The organism is Staphylococcus sp. HMSC063A07 (genome assembly GCF_001836955.1).
In the GTDB taxonomy this organism is placed as follows: Bacteria; Bacillota; Bacilli; order Staphylococcales; family Staphylococcaceae; genus Staphylococcus; species Staphylococcus lugdunensis.
This window is the reverse complement of sequence record NZ_KV830902.1, coordinates 13181-30383: the sequence shown is the minus strand read 5'-3', so window position 1 is coordinate 30383 and position 17203 is coordinate 13181. Positions and strand designations below refer to the sequence as shown.

Here is a 17203-nt window from a genome sequence, read left to right as displayed (position 1 = left end):
TAATTACAAAATGATTTTATTAACTATAGACAAAATAAAACAGCACAATGAACATTAAACGTTCATTGCACTGTTTCTTTTTATTTTTAAATTAAAATTTAAATTATTTATAATATCCAGCTATAGACTTGATTTCTAAGAATTCATCAATACCATAATCGCCCCATTCGCGTCCAATTCCTGATTGTTTATAACCGCCGAATGGTAAATCTGGTTTTCTGCCTGCTTCATTAATTTCTACTGTGCCAGCTTCAATGCTACGAGCTACTTTAATTAATGTGTCTTTATCTTGCCCAATCACATAACCAGCCAGACCGTATTTTGTATCATTTGCTATACGAATAGCTTCATCTAGATCATTATACGTGATCACAGAGGCAACCGGACCGAATATTTCTTCTTGTGCAATTGTCATTTGATTATCAACATTGACAAATACTGTTGGACGAACAAAATAGCCAACATCCAAGCCTTCAGGTTTGCCAGGACCTCCGTAAAACAATTCTGCGCCTTCAGCAATGCCTTTATCAATATAGGATTGTACCGTATCAAATTGCTTTTTGCTTACTATTGGGCCAACTTCAGTGTCCTCATTACGAGGATCTCCTACCACTACTTGACTGAACTCTTCTTTTAAAGCCGTTAAAAATTCTTCTTTAATACTATTAGGAACTAATATTCTTGTTCCAGCTGTACACACTTGTCCTGTATTATTAACAACTTTACCTTTTGTTGCTTTTGCAGCTTCTTTAATATCAACATCATCAAGGACGATATAAGGTGATTTACCTCCCAATTCAAGTGACACTTTTTTAAAATCATGCGCAGCTTTTTCCATTATTTTGGCACCTGTTGGACCAGAACCTGTGAAAGACATCATTCTTACTTTTGGATGTTCACTTAATGGTGTACCAACGCCTTCACCGTCGCCATTTACCAAGTTAAATACACCTTTAGGAACGCCTACTTTATCGAAAATTTCAGCTAAAATAATTGCTGCAAAAGGTGTCTCTTCAGACGGTTTTAACACGACAGGACTACCTGCTGCAAACGCTGCCGCTAATTTAAGTGATGTTTGATTTGTTGGGAAATTCCAAGGTGTGACTAAACCAGCAACACCAATTGCCTCTTTAACAACTAAATCATCACCACGTTGTTCTTCAAATTGGAAAGTATCTAAAGCATCTCGTGCAGCTTGGAAATGGTTAAGTCCCATTTGATAATGTACATTTTCTGATACTGTAATAGGTGAACCTAGTTCATCTGTAATGGCATCAACGATATCGTCTTTTCTATTCTTATATTCAGCAACAATTTTATCTAACAATGCTTTTCTTTCATCCACGCTACTATGTCTAAATGATAAATAAACTTCATCTGCAGCTTGGACAGCTTTATTAACATCTTCATTATTTCCTTTTGCTATTTTACCGATTACTTCTTCAGTGGCTGGATTAATAACGTCTATTGTTTCATTGCTCGCACTTTCAACCCATTCACCGTTTATATATTGTTTAGTGAAATTTCTCATTGCATATTCACTCCTTAGTAATTTAAGTCATAGTACTTTAATAACCATTGTCCGCTAATTTCAAACATCTTATTGCTCACGCGAAAACGATTATATTAAATAGTTAATCATTAAAAAGTGACAGCAACTCATAAATATTAATTAGCACTCAATGACCTGCATTAACATAACCTGCTAAGATACAAAAAGTACTCCTTTCATAGCTATATGATTTATCATCTGCTTTGAAAGGAGCGCTGTATTTAAAATTAATTCTGTTGTGGTTCTTCTAATTCAATATATGATTGCGCCCATTTTTCTATAGGCACTAGTGCTTCCGCTAAAGCTTGACCTTTGTTGGTTAGTTCATAAATAATTGACACTGGGCTTGTTGAAATAATTTTCTTTTCAACGAGTCCCCATTCGGCTAAATCTGTAAGTTTAATACTTAATGCTCTTGGCGTTATCGTTTTTAAATCTCGTTTCATATCTGAAAAATGTGCAGAATGTTGTTCGCATCTCGATAAATAATTAATAATTAAACCGTTCCAACTTCTTCCTACAATTTTAAAGGTTTCTTCTAAATAAGGACAAATTTCCAATATGCTCACCTCAATTCTATCTGCTTCTATGTTGATACTTACTAAACTTGCATTTTCAATTTATTTCCCATACGTTTGCTCATTAATAATTATCCAATGAATTGTACAACTTCGATATAAATAGTATACCACTAATCAACTTTCTCCGTCCAAATATCTGCGCCTAGCTGTTCTAAATGCTCTACTATATCTGTGTATCCTCGGTAGATATGTTTAACATTATAAATGGTCGTTACTCCTTCAGCAATCAATCCTGCAATAATTAGACAAGCACCTGCGCGTAAATCACTTGCATAGACTTCTGTACCATGAAGCGTTGAAGGTTTAATTGTGGCAGTACCGGTTACTTCATCTGCTTCAATATTAGCACCCATATGTTGTAATTCCTCTACATGTTTGAAACGAGCTGGATAGATTGTTTCTGTGACAAAAGAAGGCCCACTTGCTTTAAATAATAATGGTGTAATCGGTTGTTGAAGATCTGTAGCAAACCCTGGATAAACCAATGTTTTAATATCTACATTTTTATATTTTGCTTTACCTTTTATGATTGCATATTCATCTTCTACTGTAATATCAACACCTAATTCTTGTAGTTTAACCATTAAAGCTTCAACGTGTTTAGGTACGATGTTATTTATCTTTACTTCTTGTCCACAAGCAGCCGCCATACACATATAAGTTCCCGCTTCGATTCTATCGGGTATCACCTGATATTCAGAACCATGTAATGCATCAACGCCTTTAATTTTTAATGTACTTGTACCAGCACCTTTGATGTTAGCACCCATGCTCATTAAAAAATTAGCTACATCTACTACTTCTGGCTCCTTAGCTGCATTTTCAATAATCGTTTGGCCTTTAGCATGTACAGCAGCAAGCATAATATTGATTGTCGCACCCACACTTACCATATCTAAAAAGATAGTAGTTCCTATAAGTTCCTTTGCTTCTATTTTCATAGAAGTATCACTTGATTCATCAATTTCTGCGCCTAATGCTTTAAAACCTTTGATGTGTTGATCAATCGGTCGGGGTCCAAGCGGACAGCCACCAGGCAAGCCAATCACACATTTTTTAAAGCGACCTAACATCGCCCCCATCATATAATAAGAAGCTCGCAATGATTCAACTTTATTATTTGGCAATGGTGCATTTTTAATTTCAGTAGTATCAACTTCTAAAACTGTGTCATTAAGTTGTGTTTTAATATTTAAATCCTCTAATAAGCTTACTAGCGTTTCTACATCAGAGATTTGTGGTAATCCGTCTAATTGCACTTTACCTTGTGCAAGTAAAGTAGCTGGTATGATAGCAACCGCACTATTTTTTGCACCACTAATATTGACTTCTCCTTTAAGCGTTTGACCACCACGAATTTTGATTACCTCTTGAGTCATATGATTAATCTCCTTTGTTTCTCTAGATATTTAATAAAATTGTACATAATCCATTCAACAAAATACAATATTTAACATTATAAATATTGTACTTCCCTGCTTTGTTTTTATTACATTTAGTAGTCCAGCTAATATATAATATCGCCAGCTCCCCCAATTTTTTATAATGTAATAAGTTTAATTATCGTTTAGTAAAATTCTTCATTTATTATAGCATAAAAAATAAGCCATTAAACCCGTAGGCTCAATGACTTTTTTATGTTGCACTTATTTCGCACGATTAGAAGTACCAAATTCTCTAATTTTACCTTTTACCGTTTCTTTAATTGCTTCACGCGCTGGTCCTAGATATTTACGTGGATCATAAACGTCTTGGTCTTTATTTAATACATCGCGTACCGCTTTTGCAGATGCAATTTGGTTTTCAGTATTAACATTAATTTTTGCTGTTCCATATGGAATTGCTTTTTGAATATCTTTAGTAGGGATACCAGTACCACCATGTAGTACTAATGGTAAACCAGTTGAAGCTCCAATTTCTTCCATTTCTTTAAATCCTAATTTAGGTTCGCCTTTATACGGTCCATGAACAGAACCTAAGGCAGGTGCTAAAGCATCTATTCCAGTTTTTTCAACAAGCTCTTGACATTCTTTAGGATCAGCATAGATTATGCCGCCAACAACATCATCTTCTTGACCACCAACCGTTCCTAATTCAGCTTCAACAGATACACCATGTTGATGCGCATATTCAACCACTTTTGATGTGATTTCAATATTTTCTTCAAACGGACTGTGTGAAGCATCAATCATCACTGAGGTGAAACCAGCATCAATCGCTTCTTTACACTTATCAAAGCTTGAACCATGGTCTAAATGTATTGCCACAGGAATCGTGATATTTAAATCATGTATTAAGCCCTCAACCATTTTTACTACAGTGTAAAAACCACTCATATAGCGTGCTGCACCTTCTGAAACTCCAAGAATAACTGGTGCTTTTTCTTCTTGAGATGCTTCTAAAATTGCTTGAGTAAATTCTAAATTATTTAAGTTGTACTGACCCAAAGCGTAACCATTTTCTTTTGCATCGATTAACATTTCTTTCATTGAAACTAAAGGCATGAAAGTTCCTCCTTGTTGTGCATATGCACGATTTGTTTGTTTATTATACCAAATTTATATTAGTAATGCATTGGAATATACTTTGTTTTCTGAATATATGTTTTTATCATTTATCATAGCCTACAATGTCATTATTAAAGTATCTAACTTATTGAATATTATATTGCATCGTTTTACACTATTATCATAGAATGGAGGATTTAAATGTCTAAAATATTAAATACACAGCTAACTGGTATTTTTAATCGCATAGAAAAACAAGCTATGGAAATTCAAATGGCTGCTCAATGTATCGTACAAGCTATTGGTGGAGAAGGTTTTGTCTATATTAAAGGATATGAAGATTTGGCATTTTTTGAGCCCTTTATATTACAAAGCCAAGAACGTTTGCGATCGAGTCGTCAACTCTCAACATTAAACAGTTTTGATGATTTAGATACAACAGATAGAGTATTTTTATTTTCACCTTTTTATAATGAAGCTGTTGCTCAAGATATATCCGCTTTACTTCAGCGCGATATTGATATTGTACTCGTTAGTAATCGCCCTAAATCAGACGATTTCCCAGAACACTTACTACATTTTATTAACTTATCGACACCGAGACCTATCGTCTATACTGAAGATTACGATAAAATTGTCCAACCACACTCAATGGCATTTAATTATATTTATTATGATATTTACACTCAAATGGTGGAAATGACACGAGATTTAGAGTTATAGCAATAAAGCACATCTAACCTTATCACAGTTAGATGTGCTTTGTTACATTATTTATTTTGATATTTATAAGCTGCCTCAACAAACGCCTTAAATATAGGCTGAGGTCTATTCGGACGAGATAAAAATTCTGGATGGAACTGACAAGCAATAAAGAAATCATTTGCTGGAATTTCAACCATTTCAATTAAACGGCCATCAGGACTTGTACCAGAAAAGACCATTCCTTTATCTTCAATTTGTTGACGATAATCATTGTTAAATTCATAACGATGTCGATGTCTTTCTTCAACGTGATCTACACCATAAATATCGTATGCTAATGTATCTTTTTTAATTTTACTTGGATATAAGCCTAAGCGTAATGTACCGCCTAAATCTTCAATGTCTTTTTGTTCAGGCAATAAATCAATAATTGGATGTGGTGTATTTGGATCTAATTCTGCAGAATGTGCGCCTTCTAATCCTAGCACATTACGTGCAAATTCAACCGTAGCTAATTGCATACCTAAACATATTCCAAAATATGGTACGTTATTTTCTCGTGCATATTTAATTGCAGCGATTTTTCCTTCACTCGCTCGGAATCCGAAACCACCCGGGACTAGGATACCATCCACATCACTCAGATAACTCGCAACATTTTCATCTGTAACCACACTAGAATCAATCCATTTTACTACGACATCTTTTTTCAATGGATAACCTGCATGTTTTAAAGCTTCAACAACTGATAAATAGGCATCTTGTAAGCTAACATATTTTCCAACTAAGCCAATAGTGATTGTTCCATCTAAGTGATTAACAGTATCTAATAGATATTGCCATTCATCTAATTGCGTATCATATTTAGCATCTAAGCCCAAACGTCGAATAACGATATCATCCATATTCTGTGCGCTAAGTTGCAGTGGAATTTCATATAGCGATGACGCATCTCTACACTCAATAACACTCTCTTTATTGATATCACAGAACAATGCAATTTTATCTTTTAAGTCTTGAGTCATTTCATATTCAGAACGAACGACAATCAAATCAGGTTGTATACCTAATCCACGAAGTTCTTTAACACTGTGTTGTGTTGGTTTTGTTTTCATTTCGCCAGCTGCTTTAATAAATGGTAATAATGTACAGTGAACATACATCACATTATCTCTACCTAAATCACTGCGAATTTGTCGTATAGCCTCAATAAACGGTAAAGACTCGATATCACCTGTTGTTCCGCCTATTTCTGTTATTACTACATCTGCATTAGTACTTTCACCAGCCAGTAATAAACGTTCTTTAATTTCATTTGTAATGTGTGGAATGACTTGAACTGTACCACCCAAGTAGTCACCACGACGTTCTTTTTTCAAAACATGTGAATATACTTTCCCAGCTGTTACATTAGAATACTTATTAAGATTAATATCAATAAAGCGTTCATAATGTCCTAAATCTAAATCGGTCTCTGCACCATCGTCCGTTACAAAAACTTCACCGTGTTGATAAGGACTCATCGTACCTGGGTCAACATTTAAGTATGGATCAAACTTTTGTATTGTAACTTTTAATCCTCTGTCTTTTAATAATCTTCCTAGAGAAGCAGCTGTAATACCTTTCCCTAGAGATGAAACTACGCCACCTGTTACAAAAATAAACTTTGTCATATTTTGACCTCCTGCATATATAAAGGGTTGCTTTCTTTATTTAACACTTTTTAACAAGTCTTGATTATTAAAATATTCCATTCAAAATGTATAGTTATAATTTAAACTTTTATTCATTTCCTTCTCTATACATTTAATGCTGAAATAATTTTTAAAATAAAAAAATCGCTCCCTCTCACATCCATTGTAAGGGGAGCGCATAACATTTATACACGTGTCCTAATTAAAGGAGCCCGAATAAAATTTTATCATTTTTTTAATAAAAGTCAATTGTCAATTTTATTAACTTAAGCAAAGCCTTACCATTCAAGGCCTCACTAAATTAAAATTTTTCTTCGTCGTCAATTTCCTCTTCGTCGTCTAAATCTTCATCATCTTCATCTAAAACAATATCTGTTTCATTCATTTCATCTTCTACTGGTTCATTGTCATCATCATCTAATGTTTCTTGATCGTCAGTTTGAGCTGGAATATCATCGTCGTCATCCATTTCGTCTTCGCCCAATAATTTAAGATTTTTATCTTCTTCATCTTCATCATCTAAAATATCAAATTTTTGAATTGTTGGTGCAATTTTTTCTTCGATATCATCTACTGAGTACCAGTCACGTAATCCCCATTCATTTTCACCAACATTTAAAAAGCGTCCATCAGTATTTAAATCAGTATAGAATTGCACAACTCGATTTTCAATTTCCTCGTAATCATAACCACCTAAAGATCTAAATTCATCAATAATATCATATAAATTCATTGTTGCGCCTTTTTCATGTAATAACGTATAAGTCATATCAATGAATGATCTCTCATCGATCATTTCTTTTGTGTAATCTTGAATTTTCATTAAAAAATACTTCCTTTCACAGGATTTTTTGAAATTTATAAGTTATTTTGCATTTATTAATAGTAACAAAATTAAATTATAAATGACAACTCTTGATTTCGCAATGTCTACTAATAATTAATATACTTTTCAAAAATTGCGACATCTTCTGATTGTTCAATCTCAACAAATCCACTATTCTGACATAACGGTTTTAATTCATTATGTTCACCAAATAACATTATATTTAATGTTTGTATATTATTAAAATGTTTTCTAACATACGTTGGTAACTGACGCAATGCGCTTTCAGCAATGCCTGATTGTCTGTGTTCTTTATTAACTTCTATTGCAGCAATATTCATTCTTGTCGCATGCTGTTCTACAGCTATAAATCCTACTTTATCCCCGTCTTTCAATAAGTCTATGATTTGCACTGTTCCAATACTAGATTGACTATTGGCTTGTAACTTTAGTGAAGACACATGTTTCGTATCTAAATCTAGATAATATAATCTTTCCTTCCCTATTGGCCCTTCCTCTTTAGTTGCTGTATGAATAAAACCAGCACGCTCGTATACATTCCATGCACTTTGATTTTCAGTATCAACCACGAGGTACAAGTGATTAAAATCTGGAAATAATAGTTGAACATATTGTGGAATATGCATCATCATTGTAGTGCCATAGCCACGTCCTTGATATTTTTCATTTATTGATAATGATCTTACATAAACGACATTTTCTGGTGTATCGTATCCTTCATGTTGATAGTAACGATGTAGTATAAAGAATCCAACCACATCTCCTTGTTCATTTATAGCAATGTTAGCGACACGATTTTCATCTTCTAATGCTTCTTGAAGCACTGTTTTAGGTAATGATGAATAAACTTGTTGTCTTTCGCTTAATTCAAAATCTAAAACATGTTGTCGATAACGTTCTTCAAATACCTGAATTGTTATATTATCATATTGCTGTTTTATAACCATAATCTATCCCCTTATTTCTAACATTGTTAGCCTTCTGACTACTTATTTAAATTTTATCATATCATGTTATACCCTAATTTTTTTAATTTCTACTTGTATTTCAGTGATTTTATTATACTATAAACATTGACCCTAATTAATTGCAGAGGTGAAAGAAATGAATATCGGTATCGATGCAGGTGGAACATTAATCAAAATTGTTCAAGAAACGCCTGATGAACGTATTTATAAAACAGAATTAACTACAAATATACAACAGGTAATTCATTGGTTGAAAAATGAATCATATGATTCTTTAAGTTTAACAGGTGGTAATGCCGGAGTCATTGCTGAACAACTTGATTACCCTGTGCAAACCTATGTTGAATTTGATGCTTCTTCTAAAGGTTTAAGCATGTTACTTAAAGAACAAGGCCACGATATTGACCAATATATTTTTACTAACGTAGGAACTGGGACGTCTATCCATTATTATGATGGGATATCTCAACAACGTGTTGGGGGTATTGGTACAGGTGGCGGTATGATACAAGGTTTAGGATACCTTTTAACTCAAATATCAGATTATGAGGCATTGACAACTTTAGCTCAACAAGGTGATCGAAATCATATTGATTTAAAGGTCAAACATATTTATAAAGATACCCCACCTCCTATACCAGGCGAATTAACTGCCGCAAATTTTGGTAATGTCCTGCATCATTTGGATGCAAATTTTACATCAGCAAATCAACTAGCATCGGTTGTCGGTGTTGTTGGCGAGGTAATCACAACGATGTCCATTACTGTAGCTCGTGAATATAAAACAAATAATGTCGTGTACATCGGGTCATCCTTCAACAATAATCCATTGTTAAGAGAAGTCATTGAAGATTATACTAAGTTAAGAGGTTGTCAACCATATTATATTGAACATGGTGCCTTTTCAGGAGCCATTGGTGCTATTCATTTATCATAATAGCAAACGCCCTTCAGCATTTGCATCGAAGGGCGTCATTCATCAATTTAAAATGTTGCTTCGTTTGACAAGTACTGTGCCGAGACAATAGTACCAACCACACCGGGTTTCAAGTCAATAGCTACAGCTTTATTATCATCTCTTAATTCATCTAACCACTCACCAAAAACGCTACTTTCTACTTCTATAAGTTCGCATTCTTCAAAATCTTGATCTCGTACTTTCAAAGCGCGCCCTTTCATACTCCAAACAGGCATAATATATGGTTTTTCTTTTTTATCATCCCCGATTAAAATAAAAGATTTTTGTCCTTTTCGAGTTAGTCCAAATACTTCATCATTTTTTGCTATATCTTTAACAAATTCTTTAGTGCGAATGCGATCTAATTCTGTCATGATTTCATCAGTTGTATCAACGACGTTAATCAACTGGCCAGGATGATTTTCTGAAGCATTAATAACCACTTTGTCTCCTTTATCAAATAAATCATCAAGCTCATATGTCGCAAAGGTATCAATGTCAATTTGAACTACTTTATCATAATCTACCTGATGATCTTCAAGGAATGTGCGCGCCATGTATTCATTCGTCCATGCTGCTGGATATAATTGACCTTGATAATAAATCCTTACTAATTTTTTAGATGTACTCGCAAAGAAAAATTCCTCATTGATTAATATATCTTTGAAAAATGTTTCATTTTTAAATGACATGTAACAACCCTCAATTCATTTTAATTTATTCCAAATTTTAAATGACTCGTTTTTGATAGTCAATAAAGCTTGGACATCATTATGTTTTAAGATACGAACTAAATATTGGCAATAGTTGACTGGACTGAACATACGCTTATACTAGGCCTTTTCCAATCCTGGTCAACCTTGCCGGTGCATGACTATGAATTCATAATGAATGCTGTCCCGCTCCCTAACTATTAAATTAAAACAAATGTCTGATTGTACAGTATTTATTATTTATAAATCTAACTCCTCATAAAATGCTTTAATATAATGATCTATTTCTGTTTTGCTATTCCCATGCCAAATACAGCCAAATCTAGAATTAACTTTATTTTTACCATACCAATCACCATCATAATAAGATAGTGGGTACAATACGCCTTTTTTTACAAATTTTAATATAGTATTAAAAAAGTGTTCATTATCACCTTTAGCTACATAGCTATAAAACTTTTGATAATTTGGATGTAGCTCATCTTCTAATAGCAACATACTCGTAGAACCATTTTGTCTAAAATTCAAATCAATCGCAAAGACATCTCCATGTTGATCTAATAATAAATCAAACCCTGCCACTCCAAAGAATCCTTGTTTTACACCTATTTCCATAATTTCGTAACCAGCGTTTATCACTTGCTGAGGTATATCATGGACATTCTCGTTACCAGCATAAAAGCCATATTTATTTGTAAGTTGCTGTGCGGTTCCTAAATACTGGATACCTAGCTCTGAAGAATAAGAGAACTGAACACAATAATTGTGAACCTCTTCGATTTTTTGTTCAATAATCAAATGTGATGTAGCTGCTTCTGCTTCAAAAATACGTGTCATTGCTTTTTGCAAATCATTTTGATGATAACAAATCATAACACCATATCCTCCTGCAGTTGGCAAATCATCTCCAGGTTTAATAACAAAAGGAAATGTCCAATCTTGAACTCGCGCTTTAAAATCTTTGATTGATACAATTTCTCTGTTAGGCAAGTAATGATGATTCGTCCATTCAGGAATGCGCGCTTTATTATTTAATGCAACAAATGTATCCTTATTTAAAGCGTAATAAGAAGATTCAAGTACATCTTCTCCATGTATATATTGAAAATAAATCTTTTTCCCTTCTTGATAAGCGAGATGTTGAATAAGCGATTCATAAGATTGCTGATCATGAAATTTATAAATTGAGGTCGGTATCGTTTTTCCTATAGTATTAAAAAGTGCTTCCAATTTATCGGTAACACTGGCTTCGTGTACGATTACAGGTAATTGATTAGCTATCAATAACTCTCTACCGGTCAAAAAATTCGATTGATGTTCTTCTGGTTCTAACCATGGATTAGAAACATAAGAGGGTCTTGATGAGTAAACAACATTGTCTGCGTATAAATCACTGAGTGTAAGTGGTTGATTTTGCTTATTTTTCACCATTATTTGTTATTCCCCTTTATATGAGAATGCTGTTCGACTATAGCCTCAAACAGCGGTTGATTTTCAATTAACTCTAGACCCATCAATGCTATAATTTTTGCACCTCGAACAACCGCTTGATCTCCATGTACACTTGCAGCAGCTTCTCTAAAACGATGTGTATGACCAACTAAGTTTCTTGAGCCTATTTTGATATGTGGATGTATCGTAGGAACGACATGACTCACATTGCCAGTATCCGTAGATCCATATCCAAAATCGTCATGGCTGACTGCTTCACCTATTTCAATGGCATACTTTTCAAATAATGCATCTAATCTAGGTGTTTTAATAAATTCATTTACGCCATTTTGAATAGGCCCAAATTCATAATCGCAACCCGTTTGAATTGAAGCACCACGTGCAATTTGTTTCACACGTTCTGTTAATACATCTAATTCTTTGCGTGTTGTTGCGCGTGTATAAAAACGTGCATGAGTAAAATCTGGAATGATATTTGCTGCTTTACCACCATCTAAAATCACACCATGTACTCTTTGATCTTTCTTAATATGTTGTCTGAGTTGTGCCACGCCATTAAAATAAGAAATCATAGCATCTAAAGCATTGAGCGCTTCATCTGCATTTTCAGAAGCATGTGCACTTTTTCCGTAAAATTTAATATCCAAAACATCTACTGCTAATGTATTGATGGTTGGATATGTTTCGTTGCCAGGGTGAATCATCAATGCTATATCAATATCATCAATCACGCCGGCTTTAACATATGATGCTTTTGCACTTCCATTCTCTCCACCTTCTTCTGCTGGACAGCCTAAAACGACTACTTTACCACCAATTGAATCAATCGTTTGCTTTAATGCCGATCCAGCCAATACACTTGCAGTACCTATAATATTGTGGCCGCATGCATGTCCTAACCCAGGTAAAGCATCATATTCGGCTAAATAACCAATCGTTGGACCTTTACGTTCTGAATCATAAGTGGCTATAAATCCTGTTGCATGACCTGCGATATCTGTCTCTATCTCAAATCCTTGTTCAGCTAGTTTCTCTATAAGTATTCGAGACGCAAAAATTTCTTCATTTCCTAACTCCGGACGTTCATGTATTCTATGACTGATTTCTATATAATCGTATTTATTATTTTCGATATAATCCAAAATTTTTTGTTTACTGTTCATTATTACAACTATCTCCCTTACGTAACCCAAATAATCGAACAACATCTTTTACCCAATATGTTTTTTAATTAATCATTACTTATTTTATCGGAATAATACTTGATTGTCATTATATTTACAAAATTTTCTAACAATAATGTTCTATACCCGCCTCAACGGCATATGATGCATTAGGTCAAAATTGTCATTATACAGTCGTCTTGTTACAATCAATATATTAGATAAGTTTTAAAAGTAATTTAGGAGGATGTCAAATGGCAAAAATGAATGTAGAAAGTTTTAACTTAGATCATACAAAAGTTGTCGCGCCTTTTGTGAGATTAGCAGGTACGATGGAAGGCTTAAACGGTGATGTAATCAAAAAATATGATATCCGCTTCAAACAACCAAATAAAGAACATATGGAAATGCCTGGTTTACACTCACTTGAACATTTAATGGCAGAAAACATTAGAAACCATACTGACAAAGTTGTAGACTTAAGTCCAATGGGTTGTCAAACCGGCTTCTATGTATCCTTTATTAATCATGACGATTATAATGATGTTTTAAATATTATTGAAAAAACATTAAATGACGTATTACAAGCTAACGAAGTTCCAGCTTGCAATGAAGTACAATGTGGATGGGCTGCAAGTCATTCATTAGAGGGTGCAAAAGAAATCGCTAAAGCGTTCTTAAACAAACGCAATCAATGGCATGATGTGTTCGGTGAAGCTAAATAATTAGTTACAATATCCTGGATGATAAATCTCAAAATTCGCTCTAGGGAGCGGGACAGAATTCAAAAATGATTTTTGTCCCGACCCCTAGAGTTTTTTATATCACGTATTAATATTTCTAAGTGCAGTACTCCATCTTATTCCAATGGATAGTAACCGATATTTTATTTTCGAATATTTCTTAATTGGATACTCGCGATTCAACTTATCCTAACCCTACTTAAAGTTTTGCTCTCAAAACGATGTATATGCATGTGAACTGGCATTTTATTAGCAGAAGAAAGTAACTCATAATGAATAGAAACATAACTAATCTCAGTATGTTTCATACAACAAAAAAGCTTCTCTATTTGAATTCGTTCATTCAAAAATAGAAAAGCTTTTACTTTTATTTTAAAATTTGATTCTTAAGGCTTTAAATGTTTCTTATGTGACGTTGTATCACAATGACAATTAGATTTGCAACTTCCGCATTGCCCTTCTTTACTACGTTTAAAAAATTTTACTAATGTTAAAACCGTATAAAAGATGATAACTACGATAATCAAGATGTTTATAAATATATACATAAAAATCGTCCTTATATAAAAAGATTACTTATTTGATAAAATGCCAATGTTAAAAGATATGCTGTAACTATTGGGTAAAATAATGCAATGAGTGTCCATTTCCATGAACATGTTTCTTTTCTTATTGTAGCTACTGTCGAAATACATGGAACATATAATAGTATAAATATCATAAAAGCATAGGCTGATAAGGATGTGAATTGATGTTGAATTACGTTAACAAGCCCATTCTCATTTGAGGAATAAAGTATCGCCATTGAACTGATTATGACTTCTTTCGCTAAAAATCCTGGTATCAAAGTGGCACCTGCTTGCCACGTACCAAATCCCAAAGGTGAAAGTATAGGAGCTATTGCTTCTCCTATTATATGCATAAAGCTTTGATTAATTTTTACATCAAATCCATTAGGTCCTGTATATGTTAATGCCCATATGATTACTGAGCCAGCAAATATAAATGTCCCTGCTTTTTTTACAAAGCCTTTTGCCTTTTCCCAAGTGCTACGCCATAAAGTTCTAATAGAAGGTACACGATAAGTTGGTAGCTCAACAATAAATACTGAACTATCGTTTTTCAAAATAAATCGATTCATAATAGTACTAACTATTAAAGCAACTAAAATCCCAAGCAAGTATAAACTTAAAACTATGAGAGATTGATAAGTTTTAAAGAATACTCCCACAAACAATGCATATATTGGCAAACGTGCTGAACAAGACATGAAGGGAGCTATTAAAATTGTTATCAGCCGTTCTTTTTCATTTTCAATACTACGTGCAGCCATAATGCTTGGTACATTACAGCCAAATCCAATAATCATAGGAATAAATGACTTACCACTTAGCCCTATTGATTCCATTGTCTTATCCATTAAAACAGCTATTCTTGCCATATAACCCGAATCTTCAAGCAAAGAAATAAAGAAGAATAATACCACGATCTGAGGAACAAACACAAGCACTGAGCCGACACCTGCAATAATACCGTCTGTGATTAAATCTTGTAGAAATGGCAACAAGTGTAAGTATTGCATCATCATCTTTACCCAGTCGGTAAATTGCCCACCAATGAAATCATCCATTTTGTCGGATAAAGGCGTACCTACCCAAGTAAATGTGATTTGAAAAATGAGCCATATAATGCCTAAAAATATGGGTATCCCTAAATACTTATTCATCAATATTTTATCTAACTTAGCAGTAAAAAATTGCTTTTCTTCTTTAGGATATTCGACAACATTTTTTAAGATATCATCTATAAATTTATCTCTAATCAATTCCATACGTTCACGTACACGCATATTCAAATTTTTTTCTAATTCTTTTTTTATTGGTTCTAAACAATTAATCATTTCAGAACCTATTTCCTGATAAATTTGATTATTATCAAGTAAATATTGTATCGCTATAAAACGTATTCGTTCTTTAGGATATTCTGTCTCTTTTAAGATAATTGAACTTATTTTTTCAATAGCATCTTCTATATCATGACCATAGTTAATTTTAAATTGTTGTCTTTTATCAGGTTTTAAAAATTTCAATTCATGTAAAAGTTCATTAGTCCCTTTAGCTTTTCTCGCTACAATCGGAAAAACAGGTACTTTTAATTTTTTCATTAAAGTATCATATCTGACTTTAAGACCATGTTGCACTGCTACGTCAATCATGTTTAAACCAATAATTAAAGGTGCATTAAGTTCTAACAATTGAATAGTAAGGTTCAAATTTCTTTTTATTTGGCTAGTATCAATGATATTAATCATACCTGTAAAAGAAGATTCCATTAAAAAATCTGTTACTACAGTCTCATCTTTAGAAACTGGAGATAAATCATAAATGCCAGGTAAATCAATAAGCTGCCCTATGTTTTCTTTTAATTTACCTACCTTTTTTTCAACAGTTACACCACTCCAGTTACCTACGTATTCATAAGACCCTGTTAATGCATTAAACAATGACGTCTTTCCTACATTTGGATTTCCTAAAATACAAAAACTTTCGCCCATATATATAACCTACTCCTCTAATGTAATGTTTCTGGCGTCAGATTGTCTAATGCACAAAAATTGACCATTTACTTCAATAATACTTGGTCCATTAAATAAGCATTTTCGTTTAATACACACTTCACTGCCTTTTTTTATACCTAATGCACTTAATCGATATAACATATTTTTATTACATATACTTATACTTTTAACTTTGTAATTTTTATTTTTTATCCCAGTCTTTAAATTCAACAAAATACTCACACTTTCTAAATATTAATTAATAATCATTATCATTAAGAAAATTATATGACTAATTTTTATTAAAAACAATATCTACAAAAACTATTTGTGTCGATTTATAGAACTGCTATAAATTTTAAATTCTTCTTAATTACGATCATTTTCTATCAACGATATCGTTTAAACTTACAGTGCCGATGAGAGAGGTTATATTATGAAGGAACAAGACTTAAGAGTAACAAAAACTAAAAAAGCGTTATCGATGCGTTTTATCAATTATTGGAGAAGCGACGATTTGAATCCATCCCTGTAAATGAACTCTTTGACAATGTAATGGTTCATCGTACAACTTTTATAAATACTTTATGATAAGTAGGATTTGTTAGTTTATCTATTCAAATTGCTAACTAAAGATTACTTTCAACAGATTTAAAAAAATGCTTGAATAATCCTTTTCAAATAAAGAAAAATTAGAGAAAATAGATAAAGCACAAAGATGATATACAATTTCAAATCATCTTTGTGCTATTATTTTGGAATT

At 33.0% G+C, this 17203-nt stretch carries 16 protein-coding genes; 3 read left to right on the top strand and 13 right to left on the bottom strand.

Going from position 1 to position 17203, the window contains the following annotated elements:
* Positions 1-103: 103 nt before the first annotated feature.
* From HMPREF2597_RS00685 to fdaB, 4 genes are all read right to left on the bottom strand, one after another.
* Positions 104-1531: an aldehyde dehydrogenase family protein gene (locus HMPREF2597_RS00685; RefSeq protein WP_002478953.1), complete on the bottom strand. Its 1428-nt coding sequence runs from the start codon at positions 1529-1531 to the stop codon at positions 104-106.
* A gap of 248 nt (positions 1532-1779) precedes the next feature.
* Positions 1780-2112 carry a winged helix-turn-helix transcriptional regulator gene (locus HMPREF2597_RS00680; protein ID WP_002478952.1) on the bottom strand — a complete coding sequence of 111 codons (333 nt, stop codon included), beginning with the start codon at positions 2110-2112 and terminating at the stop codon, positions 1780-1782.
* 131 nt (positions 2113-2243) lie between these two features.
* Entirely contained in the window at positions 2244-3512 is a 1269-nt protein-coding gene (locus HMPREF2597_RS00675; RefSeq protein ID WP_002461253.1) for a UDP-N-acetylglucosamine 1-carboxyvinyltransferase, read from the bottom strand.
* Between the two features lie 267 nt (positions 3513-3779).
* A complete protein-coding gene (fdaB, locus tag HMPREF2597_RS00670) occupies positions 3780-4637 on the bottom strand; it encodes a class IIb fructose-bisphosphate aldolase FdaB (protein ID WP_002478951.1) in 858 nt (285 codons plus the stop codon).
* A 204-nt stretch (positions 4638-4841) separates the two neighbouring features.
* Here fdaB and HMPREF2597_RS00665 point away from each other — a divergent pair, with 204 nt between their 5' ends.
* On the top strand, positions 4842-5363 hold the full coding sequence (locus tag HMPREF2597_RS00665) for a DUF2529 family protein (RefSeq protein WP_002461255.1): 522 nt from the start codon (positions 4842-4844) through the stop codon (positions 5361-5363).
* A gap of 47 nt (positions 5364-5410) precedes the next feature.
* Here HMPREF2597_RS00665 and HMPREF2597_RS00660 read toward each other — a convergent pair whose 3' ends face one another.
* The 3 genes from HMPREF2597_RS00660 to HMPREF2597_RS00650 all read right to left on the bottom strand — a co-directional run bounded on the left by HMPREF2597_RS00660 (position 5411) and on the right by HMPREF2597_RS00650 (position 8833).
* Positions 5411-7018: a CTP synthase gene (locus HMPREF2597_RS00660; protein WP_002478950.1), complete on the bottom strand. Its 1608-nt coding sequence runs from the start codon at positions 7016-7018 to the stop codon at positions 5411-5413.
* Positions 7019-7340: 322 nt separating this feature from the next.
* Complete coding sequence (rpoE, locus tag HMPREF2597_RS00655) at positions 7341-7862, bottom strand: DNA-directed RNA polymerase subunit delta (RefSeq protein WP_002478949.1); 522 nt, start codon at positions 7860-7862, stop codon at positions 7341-7343.
* A gap of 110 nt (positions 7863-7972) precedes the next feature.
* Positions 7973-8833, bottom strand: a complete 861-nt coding sequence (locus HMPREF2597_RS00650; RefSeq protein WP_002461258.1) for a GNAT family N-acetyltransferase — start codon at positions 8831-8833, stop codon at positions 7973-7975.
* Between the two features lie 157 nt (positions 8834-8990).
* Between HMPREF2597_RS00650 and coaW the strand changes: the two genes are divergently transcribed.
* Positions 8991-9791, top strand: a complete 801-nt coding sequence (coaW, locus tag HMPREF2597_RS00645; protein ID WP_002478948.1) for a type II pantothenate kinase — start codon at positions 8991-8993, stop codon at positions 9789-9791.
* Positions 9792-9838: 47 nt separating this feature from the next.
* Here coaW and HMPREF2597_RS00640 read toward each other — a convergent pair whose 3' ends face one another.
* From HMPREF2597_RS00640 to HMPREF2597_RS00630, 3 genes are all read right to left on the bottom strand, one after another.
* The gene (locus HMPREF2597_RS00640; protein ID WP_002461261.1) at positions 9839-10504 is read right to left on the bottom strand and encodes a DUF2750 domain-containing protein; all 666 of its coding nucleotides are present in this window, start codon (positions 10502-10504) and stop codon (positions 9839-9841) included.
* 261 nt (positions 10505-10765) lie between these two features.
* Complete coding sequence (locus HMPREF2597_RS00635; protein WP_176744372.1) at positions 10766-11953, bottom strand: L-aspartate--L-methionine ligase LdmS; 1188 nt, start codon at positions 11951-11953, stop codon at positions 10766-10768.
* A gap of 2 nt (positions 11954-11955) precedes the next feature.
* The gene (locus HMPREF2597_RS00630) at positions 11956-13140 is read right to left on the bottom strand and encodes a M20 family metallopeptidase (protein ID WP_002478946.1); all 1185 of its coding nucleotides are present in this window, start codon (positions 13138-13140) and stop codon (positions 11956-11958) included.
* Between the two features lie 254 nt (positions 13141-13394).
* Between HMPREF2597_RS00630 and HMPREF2597_RS00625 the strand changes: the two genes are divergently transcribed.
* On the top strand, positions 13395-13865 hold the full coding sequence (locus tag HMPREF2597_RS00625; RefSeq protein ID WP_002461265.1) for an S-ribosylhomocysteine lyase: 471 nt from the start codon (positions 13395-13397) through the stop codon (positions 13863-13865).
* A gap of 404 nt (positions 13866-14269) precedes the next feature.
* On the opposite strand, the gene HMPREF2597_RS12325 is transcribed toward HMPREF2597_RS00625, so the two are convergent.
* The 3 genes from HMPREF2597_RS12325 to HMPREF2597_RS00615 are packed head-to-tail and all read right to left on the bottom strand — an operon-like array spanning position 14270 to position 16674.
* Entirely contained in the window at positions 14270-14431 is a 162-nt protein-coding gene (locus tag HMPREF2597_RS12325; protein WP_002478945.1) for a FeoB-associated Cys-rich membrane protein, read from the bottom strand.
* A gap of 11 nt (positions 14432-14442) precedes the next feature.
* Positions 14443-16437: a ferrous iron transport protein B gene (gene feoB, locus HMPREF2597_RS00620; protein ID WP_002478944.1), complete on the bottom strand. Its 1995-nt coding sequence runs from the start codon at positions 16435-16437 to the stop codon at positions 14443-14445.
* A 9-nt stretch (positions 16438-16446) separates the two neighbouring features.
* Entirely contained in the window at positions 16447-16674 is a 228-nt protein-coding gene (locus HMPREF2597_RS00615) for a FeoA family protein (RefSeq protein ID WP_037540521.1), read from the bottom strand.
* Between the last annotated feature and the right edge of the window lie 529 nt (positions 16675-17203).